Annotated in this window: 20 protein-coding genes and 1 riboswitch; of the genes, 9 read left to right on the forward strand and 11 right to left on the reverse strand. The window is 58.4% G+C overall.

From position 1 onward, the window contains the following. Positions 1-552: 552 nt before the first annotated feature. Positions 553-1,461 (reverse strand): uridine diphosphate-N-acetylglucosamine-binding protein YvcK, encoded by a 909-nt coding sequence (gene yvcK, locus ACF8PE_RS06990; RefSeq protein WP_103791936.1) that lies wholly within the window; start codon positions 1,459-1,461, stop codon positions 553-555. A gap of 225 nt (positions 1,462-1,686) precedes the next feature. Then, a riboswitch (molybdenum cofactor riboswitch) is annotated at positions 1,687-1,821 on the forward strand. Between yvcK and moaA the strand changes: the two genes are divergently transcribed. The 6 genes from moaA to ACF8PE_RS07020 all read left to right on the forward strand — a co-directional run bounded on the left by moaA (position 1,809) and on the right by ACF8PE_RS07020 (position 5,278). Then, positions 1,809-2,798 carry a GTP 3',8-cyclase MoaA gene (moaA, locus tag ACF8PE_RS06995; RefSeq protein WP_032617142.1) on the forward strand — a complete coding sequence of 330 codons (990 nt, stop codon included), beginning with the start codon at positions 1,809-1,811 and terminating at the stop codon, positions 2,796-2,798. Its footprint overlaps the riboswitch before it by 13 nt. A 20-nt stretch (positions 2,799-2,818) precedes the next feature. Beyond that, positions 2,819-3,331: a molybdenum cofactor biosynthesis protein B gene (gene moaB / locus ACF8PE_RS07000; protein WP_392494710.1), complete on the forward strand. Its 513-nt coding sequence runs from the start codon at positions 2,819-2,821 to the stop codon at positions 3,329-3,331. 3 nt (positions 3,332-3,334) lie between these two features. Then, entirely contained in the window at positions 3,335-3,820 is a 486-nt protein-coding gene (gene moaC, locus ACF8PE_RS07005; protein ID WP_392494711.1) for a cyclic pyranopterin monophosphate synthase MoaC, read from the forward strand. Further along, the gene (moaD, locus tag ACF8PE_RS07010; RefSeq protein WP_032617145.1) at positions 3,813-4,058 is read left to right on the forward strand and encodes a molybdopterin synthase sulfur carrier subunit; all 246 of its coding nucleotides are present in this window, start codon (positions 3,813-3,815) and stop codon (positions 4,056-4,058) included. The genes moaC and moaD overlap by 8 nt, the downstream gene beginning before the upstream one ends. A 1-nt stretch (position 4,059) precedes the next feature. Beyond that, the gene (moaE, locus tag ACF8PE_RS07015) at positions 4,060-4,512 is read left to right on the forward strand and encodes a molybdopterin synthase catalytic subunit MoaE (protein ID WP_163603595.1); all 453 of its coding nucleotides are present in this window, start codon (positions 4,060-4,062) and stop codon (positions 4,510-4,512) included. A gap of 58 nt (positions 4,513-4,570) precedes the next feature. Beyond that, complete coding sequence (locus ACF8PE_RS07020; protein ID WP_032617147.1) at positions 4,571-5,278, forward strand: Bax inhibitor-1/YccA family protein; 708 nt, start codon at positions 4,571-4,573, stop codon at positions 5,276-5,278. An 87-nt stretch (positions 5,279-5,365) separates the two neighbouring features. On the opposite strand, the gene ACF8PE_RS07025 is transcribed toward ACF8PE_RS07020, so the two are convergent. The 3 genes from ACF8PE_RS07025 to ACF8PE_RS07035 are packed head-to-tail and all read right to left on the reverse strand — an operon-like array spanning position 5,366 to position 8,327. Next, positions 5,366-6,328 (reverse strand): YbhN family protein, encoded by a 963-nt coding sequence (locus tag ACF8PE_RS07025; RefSeq protein ID WP_032617148.1) that lies wholly within the window; start codon positions 6,326-6,328, stop codon positions 5,366-5,368. Continuing rightward, entirely contained in the window at positions 6,328-7,569 is a 1,242-nt protein-coding gene (gene clsB / locus ACF8PE_RS07030; RefSeq protein ID WP_032617149.1) for a cardiolipin synthase ClsB, read from the reverse strand. Before clsB ends, ACF8PE_RS07025 begins: the two co-directional genes overlap by 1 nt. Beyond that, entirely contained in the window at positions 7,566-8,327 is a 762-nt protein-coding gene (locus ACF8PE_RS07035) for an endonuclease/exonuclease/phosphatase family protein (protein WP_032617150.1), read from the reverse strand. The genes clsB and ACF8PE_RS07035 overlap by 4 nt, the downstream gene beginning before the upstream one ends. A gap of 132 nt (positions 8,328-8,459) precedes the next feature. On the opposite strand from ACF8PE_RS07035, the gene ACF8PE_RS07040 reads away from it, so the two are divergent. Next, positions 8,460-8,870, forward strand: coding sequence for a YbhQ family protein (locus ACF8PE_RS07040; RefSeq protein WP_032617151.1), 411 nt, complete (start codon positions 8,460-8,462; stop codon positions 8,868-8,870). Here ACF8PE_RS07040 and ACF8PE_RS07045 read toward each other — a convergent pair. From ACF8PE_RS07045 to cecR, 5 genes are all read right to left on the reverse strand, one after another. Further along, on the reverse strand, positions 8,832-9,938 hold the full coding sequence (locus ACF8PE_RS07045; protein ID WP_032617152.1) for an ABC transporter permease: 1,107 nt from the start codon (positions 9,936-9,938) through the stop codon (positions 8,832-8,834). The genes ACF8PE_RS07040 and ACF8PE_RS07045 overlap by 39 nt on opposite strands. A gap of 96 nt (positions 9,939-10,034) precedes the next feature. Continuing rightward, complete coding sequence (locus ACF8PE_RS07050; RefSeq protein WP_059308461.1) at positions 10,035-11,168, reverse strand: ABC transporter permease; 1,134 nt, start codon at positions 11,166-11,168, stop codon at positions 10,035-10,037. Then, the gene (locus tag ACF8PE_RS07055; RefSeq protein ID WP_144883848.1) at positions 11,161-12,897 is read right to left on the reverse strand and encodes an ATP-binding cassette domain-containing protein; all 1,737 of its coding nucleotides are present in this window, start codon (positions 12,895-12,897) and stop codon (positions 11,161-11,163) included. The genes ACF8PE_RS07050 and ACF8PE_RS07055 overlap by 8 nt, the downstream gene beginning before the upstream one ends. Then, positions 12,890-13,885, reverse strand: coding sequence for a secretion protein HlyD (gene hlyD / locus ACF8PE_RS07060; RefSeq protein WP_392494712.1), 996 nt, complete (start codon positions 13,883-13,885; stop codon positions 12,890-12,892). The genes ACF8PE_RS07055 and hlyD overlap by 8 nt, the downstream gene beginning before the upstream one ends. After that, positions 13,882-14,559 carry a transcriptional regulator CecR gene (gene cecR / locus ACF8PE_RS07065; RefSeq protein WP_117385795.1) on the reverse strand — a complete coding sequence of 226 codons (678 nt, stop codon included), beginning with the start codon at positions 14,557-14,559 and terminating at the stop codon, positions 13,882-13,884. Before cecR ends, hlyD begins: the two co-directional genes overlap by 4 nt. 229 nt (positions 14,560-14,788) lie before the next feature. Between cecR and rhlE the strand changes: the two genes are divergently transcribed. Both rhlE and dinG read left to right on the forward strand, forming a co-directional pair. Next, positions 14,789-16,153, forward strand: a complete 1,365-nt coding sequence (rhlE, locus tag ACF8PE_RS07070) for an ATP-dependent RNA helicase RhlE (RefSeq protein ID WP_392494713.1) — start codon at positions 14,789-14,791, stop codon at positions 16,151-16,153. A 95-nt stretch (positions 16,154-16,248) separates the two neighbouring features. Continuing rightward, a complete protein-coding gene (gene dinG, locus ACF8PE_RS07075) occupies positions 16,249-18,426 on the forward strand; it encodes an ATP-dependent DNA helicase DinG (RefSeq protein WP_392494714.1) in 2,178 nt (725 codons plus the stop codon). On the opposite strand, the gene ACF8PE_RS07080 is transcribed toward dinG, so the two are convergent. Then, positions 18,413-18,916, reverse strand: a complete 504-nt coding sequence (locus tag ACF8PE_RS07080) for a fimbrial protein (RefSeq protein WP_392494715.1) — start codon at positions 18,914-18,916, stop codon at positions 18,413-18,415. The two genes, dinG and ACF8PE_RS07080, sit on opposite strands and share 14 nt — an antisense overlap. 5 nt (positions 18,917-18,921) lie before the next feature. Continuing rightward, complete coding sequence (locus tag ACF8PE_RS07085; protein WP_144839866.1) at positions 18,922-19,911, reverse strand: fimbrial protein; 990 nt, start codon at positions 19,909-19,911, stop codon at positions 18,922-18,924. Positions 19,912-19,917 lie beyond the last annotated feature (6 nt).

Genomic DNA, 19,917 nt, shown 5'->3' on the forward strand with positions numbered 1-19,917 from the left:
CCCGTGCCACATTCAGGCGACTGAGAAGCGTGAGGGTGGGGGAATCCGGCTGAAAATCGACGAAGCGTTTCCGTAAGGCCGGGGCGAGGCGCAGGGACGCGCCGAGAGGGTATAGCCTGCAGGGATGCAGGCTGGTGCCCCGCCCGAAAGCCGGAGGGAATAAGCTGAGGACAAAATTGCCGGGAGCAATGTTGAACAGCGCCTGCGCTGGCCCCGAAGGGGTGAGGCTCGGGGATGGGGCGAATATTCTGCGAAGCGGCGATTTTCTTTGCCGGGAGCCGGGGTAGCCAGGGGGGAGGCGGCGAGCCCCCCTGGCACGTTCACCGCAGCGGAGGGGGCATAAAGCAGAGGTGCTGTAGTGAACAAAACTCTTCCACTTCACTCATTTAGAAATAACAAATTGCTCAACTGCCTGGCATTACAGACGAAGGCAGCCATTTTTAGGGTTTATACCTCCTCTCGGTGTGAGAAGGCCGGGATGAGGACACCAGACCGCACCAGCCCGTAGGCCCGGTAAGCGTAGCGCTACCGGGCAATAAAGGCCCCACAATCTCAACCTAACGCCTGAATGGCCTTCTCCAGCGCCACGCGCAGTAAATGCCGGTCATGACGGTATTTGATATCGCTGGCCTCCAGCGGCTCTTGCACCACCACCCGGCCTTCCATCCCTGATACATCCGCGTTCGGCCCGACCACCACCGCATCAATAATCTTTTTGCCGACATACTGCTCCATCAGCGCCAACTTAGCGGGCAGCGAAAGCCCGGCGGCGGCAGGGCTGAGTTCACGGCCCAGATTGCCGATGTAGACCACCGGCGCGGGCGTCCGGCGCAGCGCCTGGGCCAGCTCTTTGATGAGCAGCAGCGGTATCAGACTGGTGTAAAAACTGCCGGGGCCAATCAGAATCAGATCTGCTTCGCCAATCGCCTCTACCGCTTCCCGGGTGGCCGGGACGGTGGGGTAGAGCATCAACTCTTTTGGCGGCAGGTCCAGCTGGTCGATATTCACTTCGCCATACACTTCATGGTCGTGACTGTCGATAGCCATTAAATCGACCGGATGTTCGGACATCGGAATCAAAAACGCATCCACTTTTAACAGATTACGAATTAAATTGATCGCCTCCAGAGGCCGCACGCTGAGGTGGTCCAGCGCCTTTAACATCAGGTTTCCGAGGTTATGCCCCGAAAGCTCGCCATTACCGCCAAAACGATACTCAAACATGGCGGAAGCGACGCTGGGTTCAGTGATAAGCTGATTTAAGCAGTTGCGCATATCCCCCCAGGCGATCCCCCCTTCGGCGCGTCGAATGCGTCCGGTGGAGCCGCCGTTATCGGTGGTGGTAACGATCCCGGTCAGCCGTGAACCGAGCGATGACAACGAGGACATAACCCGGCCCAGTCCGTGGCCTCCGCCGAGAGCGACGACACGGTCGAGATCAGCAAAAATGCGATTGCGCATAGAAATTCCTTAGAAAGACGAACACCTTAACAGTAACTCAACTACCCCTAAATGACGATGTTACGCCGGGGGCAAAATGACATATATCAATGCAAGAATTTGATAATGACGTATTCTGGATCGAAATGGCACGAACATGTCGATATATACAAGTTTATATAACGAAAGACGGTAATAGCGAAACTGCTTTTAACACGCTACTATCGGCATAACCACGTTTTCGTAATCGAAAACATACACTCTAGCCTTTGCGCCTGTGTCGAAAGATATGGTGCTCTGGCCGTGGCGGTTTCGCCACCAGGGTACAGAAAGAAATGACTGTGCCTCCCGTATCAGGAAAGGTGTACATGGCATCACAACTTACCGATGCATTCGCGCGTAAGTTTTTTTACCTGCGTTTGTCTATTACCGATGTGTGCAATTTCCGTTGCACCTACTGTCTGCCGGACGGCTACAAGCCGGGCGACACCACCAATAACGGCTTTCTCTCCGTGGATGAAGTGCGCCGCGTGACGCGCGCCTTTGCCGCCATGGGAACAGAGAAGATCCGTCTCACCGGCGGCGAACCCTCGCTGCGCCGGGATTTCACTGAGATCCTCGCGGCGGTACGTGAAAACGACGCCATCCGTCAGATTGCGGTGACCACCAATGGTTATCGTCTGGCGCGCGATGTCGCCCAGTGGCGCGAGGCGGGGCTGACGGCCATTAACGTCAGCGTCGACAGCCTGGATGCCCGCCAGTTTCACGCCATCACCGGGCAGGACAAATTCCGCCAGGTGATGGAGGGCATCGATGCGGCCTTTACGGCGGGCTTCGACAAGGTGAAGGTCAACACCGTGCTGATGCGCGATGTAAACCATCATCAGCTGGATACCTTCCTGGCGTGGATCAAACCTCGCCGCATACAACTGCGTTTTATCGAGCTGATGGAAACCGGCGAGGGCAGCGACCTCTTCGCCCGTCATCACATCTCCGGCATGGTGCTGCGCGATGAGCTGCTCAGACGCGGCTGGATCCACCAGCTTCGCCAGCGTAGCGACGGCCCGGCGCAGGTCTTTTGTCACCCCGATTACGAAGGGGAGATCGGGCTTATCATGCCGTATGAAAAAGACTTCTGCGCCAGCTGCAACCGCCTGCGTGTCTCGTCGGTGGGCAAGCTGCACCTGTGCCTGTTTGGCGACGGTGGCGTCGACCTGCGCGACCTGCTGGCCGATGATGCCCAGCAGCAGGCACTGGAAGCGCGCATTTCTGAGGCGCTGATGCACAAAAAACAGACCCACTTCCTGCATCAGGGCAACACCGGGATCACCCAGAACCTGTCCTATATCGGCGGGTAATCGCTACAAGGAACCAGAAGATGAGTCAGGTAAGCGCAGAATTTATCCCGACGCGTATTGCTATCCTTACCGTTTCCGAACGTCGCGGCGAAGAGGATGACACCTCCGGCCACTGGCTGCGCGATGCCGCCCACGAGGCGGGGCATCAGATTGTCGACAAGGTCATCGTCAAAGAGAACCGCTACGCCATTCGCGAAGAAGTGTCGCGCTGGATCGCCAGTGACAACGTACAGGTGGTGCTGATCACCGGCGGCACCGGGTTTACCGCGGGCGATCAGGCTCCGGAAGCACTGCTCCCGCTGTTCGACCGCGAGATCGAAGGCTTTGGGGAAGTGTTCCGCATGCTCTCATTCGAAGAGATCGGCACCTCTACCCTGCAGTCGCGCGCTGTCGCCGGTATCGCCAATAACACGGTGATTTTTGCTATGCCGGGTTCCACCAAAGCGTGCCGCACCGCGTGGGAAAACATTATTGCCCCGCAGCTGGATGCCCGCACGCGTCCGTGTAATTTCCATCCACATCTGAAGAAGTAAGTTATGTCGCAACTGACCCACATTAACGCCTCGGGCGAAGCCCATATGGTGGATGTCTCCGCCAAAGCCGAGACCGTACGTGAAGCCCGCGCGGAAGCGTTCGTCACCATGCTCCCCGAAACACTGGCCATGATCATTGACGGCAGCCACCACAAAGGGGATGTCTTTGCCACGGCGCGCATCGCCGGGATCCAGGCGGCGAAACGCACCTGGGATCTTATCCCGCTGTGCCACCCGCTGATGCTCAGCAAAGTGGAAGTGAATTTACGGGCCGAGCCGGAGCATAACCGGGTACGCATCGAATCCCTCTGTCGCCTGACGGGCAAGACCGGAGTGGAGATGGAAGCGTTGACCGCCGCGTCGGTGGCGGCATTAACCATCTACGACATGTGCAAAGCGGTGCAGAAAGATATGGTGATCGGGCCGGTTCGCCTGCTGGCGAAAAGCGGCGGTAAATCGGGTGATTTCAGGGCGGATGAAAATGATTAAAGTGCTGTTTTTTGCGCAGGTTCGCGAGTTGGTCAATACCGATAGCCTGACGCTGGATAACGAATTCGCTACCGTAGAAGCGCTGCGGGCGCATCTGGCGGCGCAGAGCGACCGCTGGGCACTGGCGCTGGACGCCGGTAAGTTGCTGGCGGCGGTGAATCAGACCCTGGTGGAATTTAATCATCCGGTGACGTCGGGCGATGAAGTGGCCTTTTTCCCACCGGTGACCGGGGGCTGACATGACAGAGACCAAAATCGTTGTCGATGAGGCGCGTTTCAACGTCGGCACAGAATATACCTGGCTGGCGGAGCGCGACGAAGACGGGGCGGTGGTCACCTTCACGGGTAAAGTGCGTAACCACAATCTGGGCGACAGCGTGAAGGCGTTGACGCTGGAGCACTATCCCGGCATGACCGAAAAGGCGCTGGCAGAGATTGTCGAACAGGCCCGTGAACGCTGGCCGCTCGGTCGGGTGACGGTTATCCACCGCATCGGTGAAATGTGGCCCGGAGAAGAGATTGTCTTTGTGGGTGTCACCAGCGCCCATCGCGGCGGCGCCTTTGCCGCGGGCGAGTTCATTATGGATTATCTGAAAACCCGCGCCCCGTTCTGGAAGCGCGAAGCCACCCCGGAAGGGGAGCGTTGGGTGGAATCCCGCGACAGCGACAAGGACGCCGCCAGCCGCTGGTAGCCGGATTCCGGGGATGTGTTAGGCTATAACAGTGCGTCCACTTAAAAAGGAGTATGTTATGGACAGATTTCCCCGTTCCGATTCCATCGTTCAGCAGAGCCGTACCGGGCTGCAAACTTACATGGCCCAGGTCTACGGCTGGATGACCTGCGGTTTATTGCTCACCGCGTTTGTCGCGTGGTTTTCTGCGAACACCCCCGCCGTGATGATGTTCGTCTTCTCCAGCAAAATTACCTTTTTCGGCCTGATCATCGCCCAACTGGTGCTGGTATTTGTCCTGTCGGGGCTGGTGCATAAACTCAGTGCCGGGATGGCCACCACGCTGTTTATGCTCTACTCGGCGCTCACCGGCCTGACACTCTCCAGCATCTTCATCGTCTACACCTACTCCTCGATTGCCAGCACCTTTGTCGTGGCGGGCGGGATGTTTGGCGCGATGAGTCTCTACGGTTACACCACCAAACGCGATCTGAGCGGCTTTGGCAATATGCTGTTTATGGCGCTGATTGGTATCGTGCTGGCCTCGCTGGTGAACTTCTGGCTGAAGAGCGAAGCGCTGATGTGGGCGGTGACCTATATCGGGGTGATTGTGTTTGTTGGCCTGACAGCCTACGACACGCAGAAGCTGAAAAATATCGGTGAGCAGATCGACGTGCGCGACAGTTCAAACCTGCGCAAATACTCCATTCTTGGGGCGCTGACGCTCTATCTGGACTTCATCAACCTGTTCCTGATGCTGCTGCGCATCTTCGGCAACCGCCGTTAAGTGTGATGCCCGGCGGCGCGTTGCTTGCCGGGCCCGCAAAGGACTTCTCCCTCTCCCCGATGGGAAGAGGGTTGAGGTGAGGGGACATCACTTCGCCATCTGCTGCTCGTTTTTGGCCCGCATTTTCTTCGCCCGGCTCTCCAGCACCAGATAACAGACCGTCGCCAGCGCCAGCGGCAGGAAGTAATAGAGCATACGGTAGGCCAGCAGGGCGGCGATAATGGTGCCGTGGGAGACATGTTCCCCCGCCAGCAGGGCAATAAACACCGCTTCCAGCACGCCGATCCCGGCCGGGATATGCACAATCACCCCGGCAATACTGCTCACCAGCAGCACCCCCAGCACGAAGAAGTAGTTCACATCTTCGCCCATCAGCAGCCAGATAATCGCCCCCATCGCCATCCAGTTAGCGGCAGAAATGGCCATCTGCGCCAGCGCAAAGCGCCAGGAAGGCAGCACCAGCTTCTGTCCTTTGATGGTCATATGGCGATGTTTGGCAAAGGCGCAGGCCCACAGATAGACGGCAATCACCAGCAGCAATACCACGCCCAGAATGCGCAGCGTAGACTGGTCGATGTACCAGTGGTCAGGCAGTTGCACCACCCCGGCGGTAAAGATCACCCCGCCCAGCAGGATATAGCCCAGCCAGTTGGTGGTAATGCTCAGGGAGAAGATCCGCGTGATGGTACTGCTGGGCAACCCCAGGCGGGAATAGAGCCGGTAGCGCATCCCGATGCCGCCCACCCAGGTGCTCAGGGTCAGGTTGAAGGCATAGCAGATAAACGACACCAGCATAACCTGGCGTTTAGCCAGCTTATGCCCGCAGTAGACCCGTCCGAGCAGGTCGTAACAGCCATACAGCAGATAGCTCAGCACCACCAGCGCCACCGCGCCCATCAGCGACATACGGTCGTAGTCACGAATAACCTTCCAGACCTCAGCCCAGTCGACCTTTTTCGCGTAAACCACCAGCAGCACCGCAACGGCAATAAAAAACACCCAGGTGAGGATCTTTTTTGCCAGACGCCAGCGCGAATGTTTTTTGCTCATCAGGGTTTCACTCCCGTGCTACCTGCTTCGACTCGATCCTGGGTCTCCATTTCGGGTTGTACCGGCGGCGGCACCTGCGCCAGCTTAGGCGTATGGGCCGGCAGCCAACCCACCAGGGCCGGGAAGTGACGCAGGAAGTGGAACACCAGCACGCTTTTGCCCAGATTCCACCAGGTGCGTTTCGGCACCATGGTTTCATCAACCCGCACGCAATCCTCGGCGATGATGGCGGAAAGATTATCGCGCAAGGTCTGGTTAAACTCGCGATCGTGAATAATCAGGTTGGCCTCCAGATTCAGCGACAGGCTGAGGGGGTCGAGGTTACTGGAACCGACGGTCACCCAGTGATCGTCCATCAGCGCCACCTTGCCGTGCAGCGGACGGCGGCGGTATTCGTAAATCTCTACGCCACCTTTCACCAGATAGTTGTAGAGCAGGCGCGCCCCCACCGTGACAATCGGCATATCCGGCTCGCCCTGTACAATCAGCTTAACCCGCACCCCGCGACGGGCCGCGTTACGCATGGCGTGCAGCAGACGATAGCCCGGGAAGAAATAGGCGTTGGCGATGATCACTTCGCGCCGGGCGTTAGCCAGCATCTTCAGATAGTGCCGCTCAATATCATCCCGGTGCTCTTCGTTATCGCGCCAGACAAACAGCGCCTGGGCTTCGCCCGGTTTGGTGTTCTCTTCGGGGCGATGACGCCGCTTCCACCAGCGACGCACGGCGGCTTTGCCGGGCAGGTTTTCCACGACAAACTGCAAAATATCCTGCACCACAGGCCCTTCGACCTGGACGGCATAATCCTGTTTCGCCTCCGGGCCGTAGTCCGACATATGTTCGGCGGAGTAGTTAATGCCGCCGACAAACGCCACCTGCTCATCCACCACCACAATTTTACGGTGCATGCGGCGGAACACGTTTGTGCGCATACCAAACAGAGGAGGGCGCGGATCGTAATAACGGAATACCACGCCTGCCGCGGTGAGTTCCCCTACAAAGTCGTCGTCGAGGTCGGGGGAGCCGTAGCCGTCGAGCAGCACTTCGATATGCACCCCACGCTGGGCTGCACGCAGGATAACGGCATGCAGCTTGCGGCCCACACTGTCATCGAACCAGATGAAGGTCTCAAGGAACACCCGACTCTGCGCCTTATCAATGGCAGCAAAGACCGCCGGGTAAAATTGATCGCCATTTTCCAGCAGCTTGATCCGGTTACCGCTTTGCCATGAACTTTTCATAAATGGATCTCCGCACTTAACGGTGCATGGTCGGAGAGATGACGCCAGTTACTCAGGGCCAGCGCGGTTGGGCTGCTGGCATGGGCATTTTTCACATAGATACGATCAAGACGCAGCAGCGGGAACCTTACCGGGAAGGTGCGGGCAGGTCGGCCATGAGCAAGGGTGAACACCTCCTCCAGCCCGGCCTCCGCCTTCAGCGGATGGCTGGCGCGCTGGCGCCAGTCATTAAAGTCGCCAGCCACCACCACCGGATCGCCTTCCGGCAGGGCGTTGACCCATTCGGCCATCATCTGCAGCTGCGCCTGGCGGTGGGCTTCCCGCAGGCCAAGGTGAACCGAGGCCACATGCAGCGGCATGGTCAGCTCCGGCACGGCAAGCCGACAGTAAAGCAGCCCGCGCTTTTCGCTCTCGCCAACCGAGACATCGTGGTTTTCATAGTGTTCGATGGGGTAGCGGGAGAGGATCGCGTTGCCGTGATGCCCTTCTGGATAGACGGCGTTACGCCCGTAGGCATAATCGCTCCACATGGTGTCAGCCAGAAATTCGTAGTGGCTGGTATCAGGCCAGTTCTCCACATGCATCGGATGCACCTCATGCGCGCCCATGACCTCCTGCAGGCAGACGACATCGGCGCTGACGGTACGTACGGCGTCGCGCAGTTCGGGCAGAATGAAACGGCGGTTAAAAGCCGCGAATCCTTTATGAATGTTGATCGTTAACACTTTTAGCGAAAAATGCCGGGTTTGTTGGGCCATACACTCCTTCCCGCGTCTCTATCCTGATGAAAATAAAGTGTAGTCGTCGTCACAAAAAGGTGCTGTGTTACGGAATTTTCCGTAAAGTGCGATAGTCTGAACAAGCAGAGTAAAATCCTTCAGGAGAGTGCCATGAAGTGGCAACAACGCATACGCGTCGCGACCGGCCTCAGTTGCTGGCAGATTATGTTGCATTTATTGGTAGTGGCTGTACTGGTGATGGCCTGGATGAGCGGAACCCTGGTGCGGGTCGGCCTGGGATTATGTGTGTTGTACGGCGTCACCGTACTGTTAATGCTCTTTTTACAGCGTCACCATGAAGAGCGCTGGCGCGAAGTGGCGGATGTGCTCGAAGAGCTGACCACCACCTGGTATTTTGGCGCGGCAGTCATTGTGCTGTGGTTGTTGTCCCGGGTACTGCAAAACAACTTTTTGCTGGCCGTCGCAGGCCTGGCGATCCTTGCAGGGCCTGCGATCGTTTCACTGTTAACCAAAGATAAAAAGCTACGCGATATTGCGTCTAAACATCGCGTACGCCACTGAGCCTGTCACGGCCGCTATTACCAGTAGCGGCCACAAACTCCCCCACACAATATCCAGACTCGCATCCTTGAGATAGATCTGCTTGGTGATATCGGTGAAGTGCCGAATCGGGTTCACCCAGGTCAGGTTCTGCAACCAGACCGGCATATTCTCAACCGGCGAGACATAGCCCGAGAGCAAAATCGCCGGCATCATGAAGACGAACACCCCGATGAACGCCTGCTGCTGGGTTGAACAGAGCGCCGAGATCAACAGACCAAACCCCACCAGCGACAGCCCGTATATCACCATCGTGAAGTAAAACAACGCCAGCGAACCGGCAAAGGGGATGTGATAAGCCCAGATACCAATCGCCAGCACGATACTGGCCTGGAAGGTGGCAACAATCAGCGCTGGCACCGCCTTGCCGACGAAGATTTGCCAGGTCGCCAGCGGGGAAACCAGCAGCTGATCCAGCGTGCCCTGTTCGCGCTCGCGCGCCACCGACAGAGACGTGACAATCATCACCCCGATGGTGGTGATCATGGCGATCAGCGACGGCACCACAAACCATTTGTAGTCGAGGTTCGGGTTATACCAGTTGCGCACCACCAGCTCGCTGTTGTTCGGCTTCGGTTTGCCCTCCATCAACTCCTGCTGATACGTTTTCACTACCTGCTGCAAATAGTTAGCGGCAATCTGCGCGCTGTTGGAGTTACGCCCGTCGAGGATCAGCTGCATGGGGGCGGTTTGCAGGGTGTCCAGGTTACGGGAAAAATCGGCCGGGAAGCGCACCAGCAATAGCGCCTTTTGCGTGTCGATGGTTGGCTGGATTTCCTGCGGACTATTGAGGATCAGCACGTGGGTAAAGGCTTTGGCGCGGGCGAAGCGCTGGGTCAGCTCCACCGAATGCTTGCCGTTATCTTCGTTATAGACGGCGATAGTGGCATTGGTCACCTCCAGGGTGGCCGCCCACGGGAACAGCAGCACCTGGATCAGCACCGGCAATATCAATATTGCCCGGGTCTGTGGCTCGCGCAGCAGCGATTGCAGCTCTTTGCGAATCAACGTCCATAAACGGTAAAGCATAGTGTCGTCCTCTTGTCGGGTGGCGCGTTCGCTTACCCAACCTACAAAATCAACGGGTCTTACAGGTCCGGTGAGCGGAGCGCCACCGGGCGCAACCTAATCCAGGCGCCGTTTGGTTTTCATCCACGTCAGCCCGATAAACATCACCGCCGAGGCAATCAAAAACAGCAGGTTCACAATCAGCACCACCGGGATATTGCCCGCCAGGAACAGGCTTTGCAGGGTGCTGACGAAATAGCGCGCCGGAATGATGTAGGTCACCGCGCGGATCACCGCGGGCATACTGTCGATCTGGAAAATAAACCCGGACAGCATAATGGACGGCAAAAAGGCGGCATTCAGCGCTACCTGGGCGGCGTTAAACTGGTTGCGGGTGACGGTAGAAATCAACAGGCCCATCCCCAGGGTGCTGAGTAAAAACAGGCTGGTGATGATGAACAGCACCAGCAGCGAGCCACGATAGGGCACCCCGAGAATAAAGACTGCGACAAGCATGCAGAGCAGCATCGCCAGCATCCCGAGGAAGTAGTAAGGGATGAGCTTGCACAGCAGCAGTTCCGTGCGCGTGACTTCGGTAGAGAGCAGCGCCTCCATGGTGCCGCGCTCCCACTCGCGGGCAATCACCAGCGAGGTCAAAATAGCGCCGATCACCGTCATGATAATGGTCACCGCGCCGGGAATAATAAAGTGCTGACTGATGGCCGCCGGGTTAAACCAGTAGCGGGTCTGCACGTCGATCAGCGGCTCGAACGTTTCACCCCGATCTTCCGCCCGCTGCATTTGCCACATCTGCCAGATCCCTTCGGTATAACCCTGCACAAAGTTGGCGGTATTCGGTTCGCTGCCGTCGGTGATCACCTGAATGGGGGCGGTGTCGTTCGGGCGGGCCATGTGCTCGGCGAAATCCACCGGAATGACAATCAGCCCGCGAATGCGCCCGGCCTGCATCATCTGGATCAGCGCCTGGCGGTTATCGCTGATGGTGGCGTCAATGTACGGCGAGCCGGTCATGGTGTGGGTAAAGTCGAGCGCCTCTTCGCTGCGCTGCTCCAGCAGGATGCCGACCCGCAGCTTGCTGGAGTCGAGGTTAATGCCGTAGCCAAAGATGAACAGCAGCAGCAGGGGGATCACCACCGCAATCAGCCAGCTACTTGGGTCGCGAACGATCTGCCGCGTCTCTTTGATGCACAGGGCGCGCACCCGACGCCAGGAGAGGGCGGTATCAGACATGGCCGTGCTCCTTATCCCAGTCGTTAATCAGGGTAATAAATGCCTGCTCCATCGTCGGATCGGGCTGTTGCTCGTCGGCCACCTGGGCTTTGAGATCGTCAGGCGTGCCGTGGGCGATCAGCTTGCCGCGGTACACCAGCCCGATGCGGTCGCAATATTCCGCCTCGTCCATAAAGTGGGTGGTCACCATCACAGTGACCCCTTTTTCCACCATGCTGTTGATATGCAGCCAGAACTCGCGACGGGTGAGGGGATCCACACCGGAGGTCGGTTCATCGAGAAACAGAATGTCCGGCTCATGCATCAGGGAACAGGCCAGCGCCAGCCGCTGCTTAAACCCGAGCGGCAGATCGTCGGTGGCATGGCTGGCAACATGATCCAACCCAAACGCTTCGCTCATGCGGCTGATTTTGTCGTTCTGCGCCCGCCCACGCAGGCCATATACGCCGGAGAAAAAGCGCAGGTTCTGCTCCACCGTCAGGTTGCCGTAGAGAGAGAACTTTTGCGCCATATAGCCCAGATGCTGGCGCGCCTTGCCGGAGCTGACTTTCAAATCCATATCCAGCACCAGCGCCTTCCCGGCGGTGGGCACCAGCAGGCCGCACATCATTTTAAAGGTGGTGGATTTCCCCGCGCCGTTGGGGCCGAGCAGGCCGAAGATTTCGCCGCGTTTCACCGCGAAGTTCACGTCATCCGTGGCAGCAAAATCGCCAAACTTTTTGGTCAGGGATTTGGCCTCGATTACCGTTTCACCCGGCGTGCCTTCCACGGTATGCAGGATCGCCCCCAGTGGGGATTCTGCGGTGCCTGCACCACCGAGCAGATCGATAAAGGCATCTTCAAAGCGCGGGGCAGCATCCCTGACGGCCAGATCCGGGAGATCCGCATGCTGGCGCAGATCATCGGCGCTGGCCTCTTTTTTAAGGATCACCCGCACCGATTTCCCCTGGATCATGCCGTCGCTCACCTGGGGCAGCTTCAGCACCCGCTGCAGCAGGCGGCGGTTGTTTTCGTGGGGTGAATTCAGCAGCAGGCTGCGGCCGGTCATGCTTTGCGTGAGCGCGGTAGGATCCCCCTGATAGAGCAGCTCCCCTTCGTTCATCAGCAGCACGTCCCGGCACTGTTCCGCTTCATCGAGATACGAGGTGCTCCAGAGGATTAACATGCCGTCGCCTGCCAGCTCATGCACCATCTGCCACAGTTCGCGGCGGGAGATGGGATCCACGCCAACGCCAGGCTCGTCCAGCAGTAAGACTTTCGGTTCACCCACCAGGGTGCAGGCGAGGCCCAGCTTCTGCTTCATCCCGCCGGAAAGCTTGCCCGCCAGCCGGTCGGTGAAGGGGCCGAGCGCGGTAAATTCGAGCAGGCGTTGAAAGGTCTTCTGCCGCGTCTCGCCGGTAACGCTGCGCAGGTCGGCATACAGGGTCAGGTTCTCCATCACCGTCAGATCTTCGTACAGGCCGAACTTCTGCGGCATGTAGCCCAGCATCGCATGCAGGGCGCGATCGTCGCGAACCGGGTCCAGTCCCAGCACGCTGGCGGTGCCTTCGTCGGGCTTAAGTAGCCCGGCCAGCATCCGCATCAGGGTGGTTTTGCCTGCGCCGTCCGGCCCGACCAGCCCGGTGACATAGCCTTTATGCAGGGTGCAGTCGAGCGGCGCGACGGCGGGTTTGTCCATTCCGGCAAAGCGTTTGACCAGGCCGGTGAGCTGGATCACCGCGTCATTCATGGGTTTGCCCATCGTCGAAGCTGACGGTGACCGGCATCCCCTGACGCAGGGCTTCGTCGGCATCGTTGACGATAATGCGCAGGCGATAGACCAGGTCAGTGCGCAGATCCGGGGTTTCCACGGTTTTTGGCGTGAATTCGGCGGTCGGAGAGACAAAGCCGATCTTCCCGTGATAAGGCTTATCCGCGCGTCCGTCGGTGTAGAGCAGCACCTCGCGCCCCGGCCGGGCTTCGCCAAGGCTGGCTTCATTGATATAGGCGCGTACCCACACCGGGCGGGTCAGGGAGAGGGTTAGCACCGTGCTGCCCGCGTTCAGCATGCTGCCTGGCTCGACGGCGCGGGTCATCAGGGTGCCGTTGGCCGGGGCCACCAGGGTGGTGTCATGCAGATCCAGTTGGGCCTGCGCTAACTGGGCCTGGGCCTGTTCAAGACTGGCTTTTGCCTGGGCGATATCCTGCTCGCGGTTGCCGGAGCGGTACTGGCGTAACTTATCCTGAGAAGATTTCAGGGTCGCCAGAGCCTGATCGCGCGAGGAGCGGGTGTTTTCCAGATCGTTAGCCGACACGGTGCGGCTTTTCCACAGCCCCTGCTGGCGATTGTAGAAGTTTTGCGCATAGTCATACGCCGCCTGAGCCTGTTTCACGGCGGCGGCGGCCTGGGCCACCTCTTCATCCCGGTAACCGGCCTGCATTAAATCATATTGCGCCTGGGCGACAGAAACACCCGCCTGGGCCTGCAGCAGCGCATTCTGGTACGGGGCTTTATCCAGCTCGCCCAGCGTCTGCCCGGCGGTGATGGTGTCCCCTTCGTCCACGATTAACGACGCCAGCCGCCCGCCGACGCGAAAGCTCATATTCACGGTGCGAATATCTACGTTACCGTACAGGGTTAACGTCTTATCCTGCTGGCTCTGATACCACCACCAGCCACCGAATCCGGCGGCCAGCACAACCACCACGGCCAGAAGAATAACGGCAGGTTTTTTCATAACTCCAGGCTCCTTTGGGTTAAACCTTGCAGGATCAGATCAACATGGCAGGTGATGACCTGGCTTATCTGCGCGGCTTTGTCCGCATCAAATTCGGTCCAGCCGGTGCGTAACAAAATGGTCTCCCGCCCGAGGCGAAAGGCGAGCACTTCGCCCAGCAGGGCATGGGTATGCAAAATGGTCTGCGTATCACTGGCGTCGCGGCCGGTATACGCCGCCACCAGCCGGGTCAGGTGGGTGTGCATCGGGGCGATAACCTGATCGTGCACCAGCTGATAGGCAGCAGAGGGCGAGAGCTGCTCCCGGGAGATAAATTTACTCAGGTTCAGCGTATCGTCATGGGTCAGCAGCTGAATCATATTGTGGCAGGCATTTAAGATCAGCCCGCGAATGGCGGCGCGATCCGGTGAAGGCTCGGACAGCAGGGTGGTCGCGGCCTCGACGTGAGGACGAAAGTTGGTGCCGATGAAATCGGCGATCCACTGGGCGCAGGCGAGGTACAGATCCTCTTTCGAGCCGAAATAGTAGGTAATGGCGGCGATGTTTTGCCCCGCCTGGGCGGCGATATCGCGGGTGGTGGCATGCAGTCCGTACTCGCCAAACTGCGCCAGCGCCGCGGCAATCAACTGAGCTTTGGCCTGTTCGCCTTTCGTGGTGGTTGGGGTCGGATTCATAGTGTGCATAATCTTAATCAATCGATTGATTAAGATTATGCCAGATTTGTGATAAGTCCAGCCAGCCGGAGAAATATTTCGTTAAGGGAATCCAACGGGATATTTTATGCGCCACGTCACAAAAGCTGCTACACTCCGCTGCTTTGCGACACTGTGGTTTTTGTCCTCTTATTTGTCACTATCTCCCTGAAAACTACACCTGAAACGGTCGGGGCGGTTCGGAGTTGTTATGTCTTTTGATACCCTTGGCCTGGACCCGGAAATCCTGCGCGCTGTAGAAGAGCAGGGCTACCGCGAACCTACCCCTATTCAGCAGCAGGCCATTCCTGCCGTGCTGGCAGGCCGCGATTTGATGGCCAGCGCCCAGACCGGCACCGGTAAAACCGCGGGCTTTACCCTGCCGTTGCTGCAACGTCTGATCCAGAAAGAGCCGCACGCCAAAGGCCGTCGCCCGGTGCGCGCCCTGATCCTGACCCCGACCCGTGAACTCGCCGCCCAGGTGGGCGAGAACGTGCGTGAGTACAGCCGCTATCTCAATATCCGTTCGCTGGTGGTGTTTGGTGGCGTGAGCATTAACCCACAGATGATGAAACTGCGCAGCGGCGTGGACGTGCTGGTAGCCACCCCGGGCCGTCTGCTCGATCTGGAACATCAGAACGCCGTGAAGCTCGACAGCGTTGAAATCCTGGTGCTCGACGAAGCCGACCGTATGCTCGACATGGGCTTCATCCACGATATTCGCCGCGTACTGGCAAAACTGCCGGCTCGCCGCCAGAACCTGCTCTTCTCCGCCACCTTCTCCGATGAGATCAAAGGGCTGGCGGAAAAACTGCTGCACAACCCGCTGGAAGTGGAAGTGGCGCGTCGCAATACCGCCTCCGAGCAGGTGACCCAGCATGTCCACATGGTGGACAAAAAGCGTAAGCGCGAGCTGCTGTCACAGATGATTGGCGAGGGCAACTGGCAGCAGGTGCTGGTCTTCACCCGTACCAAGCACGGTGCCAACCACCTTGCAGAACAGCTGAACAAAGACGGGATCCGCAGCGCGGCCATCCACGGCAACAAGAGCCAGGGGGCACGTACCCGCGCGCTGGCAGATTTTAAATCCGGTGATATCCGCGTGCTGGTGGCAACCGACATTGCCGCCCGTGGCCTGGACATTGAAGAGCTGCCGCACGTGGTGAACTACGAGCTGCCGAACGTGCCGGAAGATTACGTTCACCGTATCGGCCGTACCGGCCGTGCCGCGGCAACGGGCGAAGCCCTGTCGCTGGTCTGTGTGGATGAAATCAAACTGCTGCGCGACATCGAACGCCTGCTGAAAAAAGAGATCCCACGTATCGCCCTCGACGGCTACGACGTAGACCCGTCAATCAAAGCCGAGCCGATCCAGAACGGTCGCCATGGTGGCGGGCGTGGTCAGGGCGGTGGACGCGGGCAGGGCGGCGGTGGCCGTGGTCAGCAGCAGCCGCGCCGTAGCGAAGGCGGTGCGCCAAAAGCCGCGAACAAACCTCCGCGTCGTGACGGCGACGCCAAACCGGCAGGCGAACAGCAGCGCCGACGCCGTCCGCGCAAACCTGCCGCAGCGCAGTAATCTGGAAGCCCGGTCGTAAAGCCGGGCTTTTCTTTTGCGGCCCGCTTAAGAAAGTGCCACAATAGTGGCTGTTTATACAGTATTTCAGGTTCATCATGGCTTTAACCGCCGCGCTGAAAGCGCAAATTGCCGCCTGGTATAAGGCGCTACAACAGCAGATCCCCGACTTCATCCCCCGCGCACCGCAACGGCAGATGATTGCCGATGTGGCAAAAACGCTGGCCGGTGACGAGGGCCGACATCTGGCAATTGAAGCCCCGACTGGCGTCGGTAAAACCTTGTCCTACCTGATCCCCGGCATCGCCATTGCCCGGGAAGAACAAAAAACGTTGGTGGTCAGTACCGCCAACGTCGCTCTGCAGGATCAGATCTACAGCAAAGACCTGCCCCTGCTGCGCAAAATCATCCCGGAGCTGCGCTTTACCGCCGCCTTTGGCCGCGGGCGCTACGTCTGCCCGCGCAACCTGGCCGCTCTTGCCAGCAGTGAGCCATCCCAGCAGGATCTGCTGGCGTTTCTCGATGACGAACTCACCCCCAACAACAAGGCCGAGCAGGAGCAGTGCGCGAAGCTCAAAACCGATCTCGACGGCTATAAGTGGGACGGCCTGCGCGATCACACCGATCAGGCCATCAGCGACGACCTGTGGCGCAGGCTCAGTACCGACAAAGCCAGCTGCCTGAACCGCAATTGCCACTACTATCGCGAGTGCCCGTTCTTCGTCGCCCGCCGTGAGATCCAGGAGGCGGAAGTGGTGGTCGCCAACCATGCGCTGGTAATGGCGGCAATGGAGAGCGAGTCGGTCTTGCCGGACCCAAAACACCTGCTGCTGGTGCTGGATGAAGGCCACCATCTGCCGGACGTCGCCCGCGATGCGCTGGAGATGAGCGCCGAGATCACCGCCCCGTGGTTCCGCCTGCAGCTGGATCTGTTCTGCAAGCTGGTGGCGACCTGCATGGATCAATTCCGCCCGAAAACCATCCCGCCGCTGGCGATCCCGGAGCGGCTGAGCGAACACTGCGAAACCATCTATACCCATATCGCCTCGCTGAATAACATCCTCAATCTCTACCTCCCGGCCAGCCAGGAGGCGGAACATCGCTTTGAGATGGGCGAGCTACCGGACGAGATCATGGCGGTTTGCCGCGAGCTGGCGCAGCTCATCGAAAAACTGCGCGGGCTGGCAGAGCTGTTTTTAAACGATCTGAGTGAAAAGACCGGCACCCATGATGTGGTGCGTGTACACCGGGTGCTGTTGCAGATGAACCGCGCGCTGGGCATGTTCGAGGGGCAAAGCAAGCTGTGGCGGCTGGCGTCCATGGCCCAGGCCTCCGGCGCGCCGGTCACCAAGTGGGCGACGCGGGAGGTCAAAGAAGGGCAAGTGCATCTCTTCTTCCACTGCGCGGGTATTCGCGTCAGCGATCAGCTGGAAAAGCTGCTCTGGCGCAGCGTGCCGCATGTGGTGGTCACCTCCGCCACGTTGCGCTCGCTGAACAGCTTCTCGCGGTTGCAAGAGATGAGCGGCCTGAAGGAAAAGGCAGGGGATCGCTTTGTCGCGCTCGACTCGCCATTCAACCACTGCGAGCAGGGCAAGCTGGTCATTCCACGCATGAATTACGAGCCACTGATCGACAACGAAGAGCACCACCTTGCCGAGATGGCGGCCTATTTCCGCGAACAGCTGGAAAGCAAAAAATACCCCGGCATGCTGGTGCTGTTTGCCAGCGCCCGGGCAATGCAGCTGTTTTTAACCTTTGTTACCGATCTGCGTCTGCTCCTGCTGGTGCAGGGCGATCAGCCTCGTTACCGGCTGGTTGAAACACACCGCAAACGCATTGATAACGGCGAACGCAGCGTACTGGTGGGGCTGCAATCCTTTGCCGAAGGGCTGGATCTGAAGGGCGATTACCTGACCCAGGTACACATTCACAAGATTGCTTTCCCCCCTATAGACAGCCCGGTGGTGCTCACCGAAGGCGAGTGGCTGAAAAGCCTGAATCGCTTCCCGTTTGAAGTACAGAGCCTGCCTGCGGCCTCGTTCAACCTGATTCAGCAGGTCGGGCGTCTGATCCGCAGCCACAGCTGCTGGGGGGAGGTGGTGATCTACGATAAACGCCTGCTCACCAAAAATTACGGTAAGCGCCTGCTGAATGCCCTGCCGGTCTTTCCTATCGAACAGCCCGACGTACCCGAGGTGAAAAAACGTCCGGCTACACTCGCCGCCGGGCGTAAAAAAAGCGTCCGCGCTAAGCGGCGTGCCCCTACTGGTAAGTAAAAGTCACCCGGACTACGCTGCTGAAAGTCCCTGCGCTGATGGGTATCGAGGTGACGTAATAGCGGGCGGCAAGGGGGAAGGTAGCCGTGTGCGTGTTTTGATCGATCAGCACGTTAAAGCTCGCCTGCGGCGCAAGCAGAATATTGTCCTGCGGGTCGCCCAGCTCCAGCGCCAGCCCTTTGGCGCTACCGATGTTGGCAAACTTTGTTGGATGAATGCGGTCGGCCTGCCCGTAAAAAAAGGCGTTGGCCAGCATCAGGGTTTGCGGGCAGTGCGATACCGACAGGCTGAACGCTTTCCACGTGCCCGTGTCTCCGACATTCTTAAAGTCACTTGATACGGCCTGCCCCAGGTTGACGGTGAGATCTTTGCTGGCGCTGTCTACGATGCAGGTATTGGCGTAAATATTCCCTCTCATCTCAATCTGAATATCCTCTGCGTGAGCCTGGCTCAGCAGCGTCAGCGCCATAATCAATGCGGTTTTTTTCATAACGATCACTTATAGGCGAGGGTAAGGGTCGCGATGCTGTTCGCTGGACCCGGTGTGACGACATCGCTGATCTGTTCGTAACGCACCTCGAAGGGGATCCTCAGCGTTTCATTGGCGTTTGCCGGACGTTGGGTAGGAACGTAGCTATCAAAGGTGGCAATGTTGTCGTCGAACAGCATTCTGACGCCGACGCCGGTTGCCATGCCGCTTTGCTGGGTGAGTTTGATGACCCCTTCAAACTGCGGTTCGTAACCATTGGCACTGGTGATTTTCACTAACGGCTGAACGGTGGTGTCACAATCCACATCCACATTAAACTCCTGGGCCGGAGACGAGAGCGTGCCAGTGACGGCGAAATCACTGACCGGGAAATCCCCCAGGTTGATGGTGAGATTTTTCGGTGATACGGAACAGGTGACCTGATGCAGAATAACGTTACCGGCATAGGAGACAGTATTGGGACTGCCGATGCCGTCATTGCCGAATACGCCAATACCAAACTGGGTTTGCGCCTGACTCAGCGTTCCTGACTTTACCGTTTCGCTGGTCTTGACGAGCTGGAGGGTCACGTTAAAGTCGAACGACATTTTTCCATCATTCGAGACATAGCCGATTGGGGTACTGCGGGAGTCGCACGCGGTCTTTCCCCCACCGGAGATACGCTGCCCCTTATCATTCATCAACGCCACGCCGACGCCCGGCACGCCAGAATCATAGACGCCAGTCAGCCCTGGAATTTCGGCCCCGCTGCCGTAATAGCAGGAGATAATTTCCATTCCACTCTCATACGAATGATCGCAATTACCCGCCACGTGCACGGTCTGTTCCGTACCCGGAATGGTGGAACCCACCGCCAGCGTGGTGGGGATGGAGACGGAGGCGACATCGATCATTTTTGGCATATCGGGAGTGGTACACGCCGCTTTAGCGTGGGGCATAAACAACGCCGCCATGCCAAGAACCAGAAGGAAAAAACAGTGTTTGAGAATCTGCATAATTGT

The sequence above is a fragment of the Leclercia sp. GLN_9 genome, from assembly GCF_043105735.1.
In the GTDB taxonomy this organism is placed as follows: domain Bacteria; phylum Pseudomonadota; class Gammaproteobacteria; order Enterobacterales; family Enterobacteriaceae; genus Enterobacter; species Enterobacter adecarboxylatus.

Bases quoted from the DNA above. Each gene is read 5' to 3' on its own strand.
- ACF8PE_RS07050 (WP_059308461.1), bottom strand. From the start codon at position 11,168: ATGTCTGATACCGCCCTCTCCTGGCGTCGGGTGCGCGCCCTGTGCATC.
- yvcK (WP_103791936.1), bottom strand. From the start codon at position 1,461: ATGCGCAATCGCATTTTTGCTGATCTCGACCGTGTCGTCGCTCTCGGC.
- moaA (WP_032617142.1), top strand. From the start codon at position 1,809: ATGGCATCACAACTTACCGATGCATTCGCGCGTAAGTTTTTTTACCTG.
- ACF8PE_RS07040 (WP_032617151.1), top strand. From the start codon at position 8,460: ATGAAGTGGCAACAACGCATACGCGTCGCGACCGGCCTCAGTTGCTGG.
- clsB (WP_032617149.1), bottom strand. From the start codon at position 7,569: ATGAAAAGTTCATGGCAAAGCGGTAACCGGATCAAGCTGCTGGAAAAT.
- ACF8PE_RS07085 (WP_144839866.1), bottom strand. From the start codon at position 19,911: ATGCAGATTCTCAAACACTGTTTTTTCCTTCTGGTTCTTGGCATGGCG.
- dinG (WP_392494714.1), top strand. From the start codon at position 16,249: ATGGCTTTAACCGCCGCGCTGAAAGCGCAAATTGCCGCCTGGTATAAG.
- ACF8PE_RS07080 (WP_392494715.1), bottom strand. From the start codon at position 18,916: ATGAAAAAAACCGCATTGATTATGGCGCTGACGCTGCTGAGCCAGGCT.
- ACF8PE_RS07020 (WP_032617147.1), top strand. From the start codon at position 4,571: ATGGACAGATTTCCCCGTTCCGATTCCATCGTTCAGCAGAGCCGTACC.
- moaB (WP_392494710.1), top strand. From the start codon at position 2,819: ATGAGTCAGGTAAGCGCAGAATTTATCCCGACGCGTATTGCTATCCTT.
- cecR (WP_117385795.1), bottom strand. From the start codon at position 14,559: ATGAATCCGACCCCAACCACCACGAAAGGCGAACAGGCCAAAGCTCAG.
- ACF8PE_RS07035 (WP_032617150.1), bottom strand. From the start codon at position 8,327: ATGGCCCAACAAACCCGGCATTTTTCGCTAAAAGTGTTAACGATCAAC.
- ACF8PE_RS07045 (WP_032617152.1), bottom strand. From the start codon at position 9,938: ATGCTTTACCGTTTATGGACGTTGATTCGCAAAGAGCTGCAATCGCTG.
- ACF8PE_RS07055 (WP_144883848.1), bottom strand. From the start codon at position 12,897: ATGAATGACGCGGTGATCCAGCTCACCGGCCTGGTCAAACGCTTTGCC.
- moaD (WP_032617145.1), top strand. From the start codon at position 3,813: ATGATTAAAGTGCTGTTTTTTGCGCAGGTTCGCGAGTTGGTCAATACC.
- hlyD (WP_392494712.1), bottom strand. From the start codon at position 13,885: ATGAAAAAACCTGCCGTTATTCTTCTGGCCGTGGTGGTTGTGCTGGCC.
- rhlE (WP_392494713.1), top strand. From the start codon at position 14,789: ATGTCTTTTGATACCCTTGGCCTGGACCCGGAAATCCTGCGCGCTGTA.
- moaE (WP_163603595.1), top strand. From the start codon at position 4,060: ATGACAGAGACCAAAATCGTTGTCGATGAGGCGCGTTTCAACGTCGGC.
- moaC (WP_392494711.1), top strand. From the start codon at position 3,335: ATGTCGCAACTGACCCACATTAACGCCTCGGGCGAAGCCCATATGGTG.
- ACF8PE_RS07025 (WP_032617148.1), bottom strand. From the start codon at position 6,328: ATGAGCAAAAAACATTCGCGCTGGCGTCTGGCAAAAAAGATCCTCACC.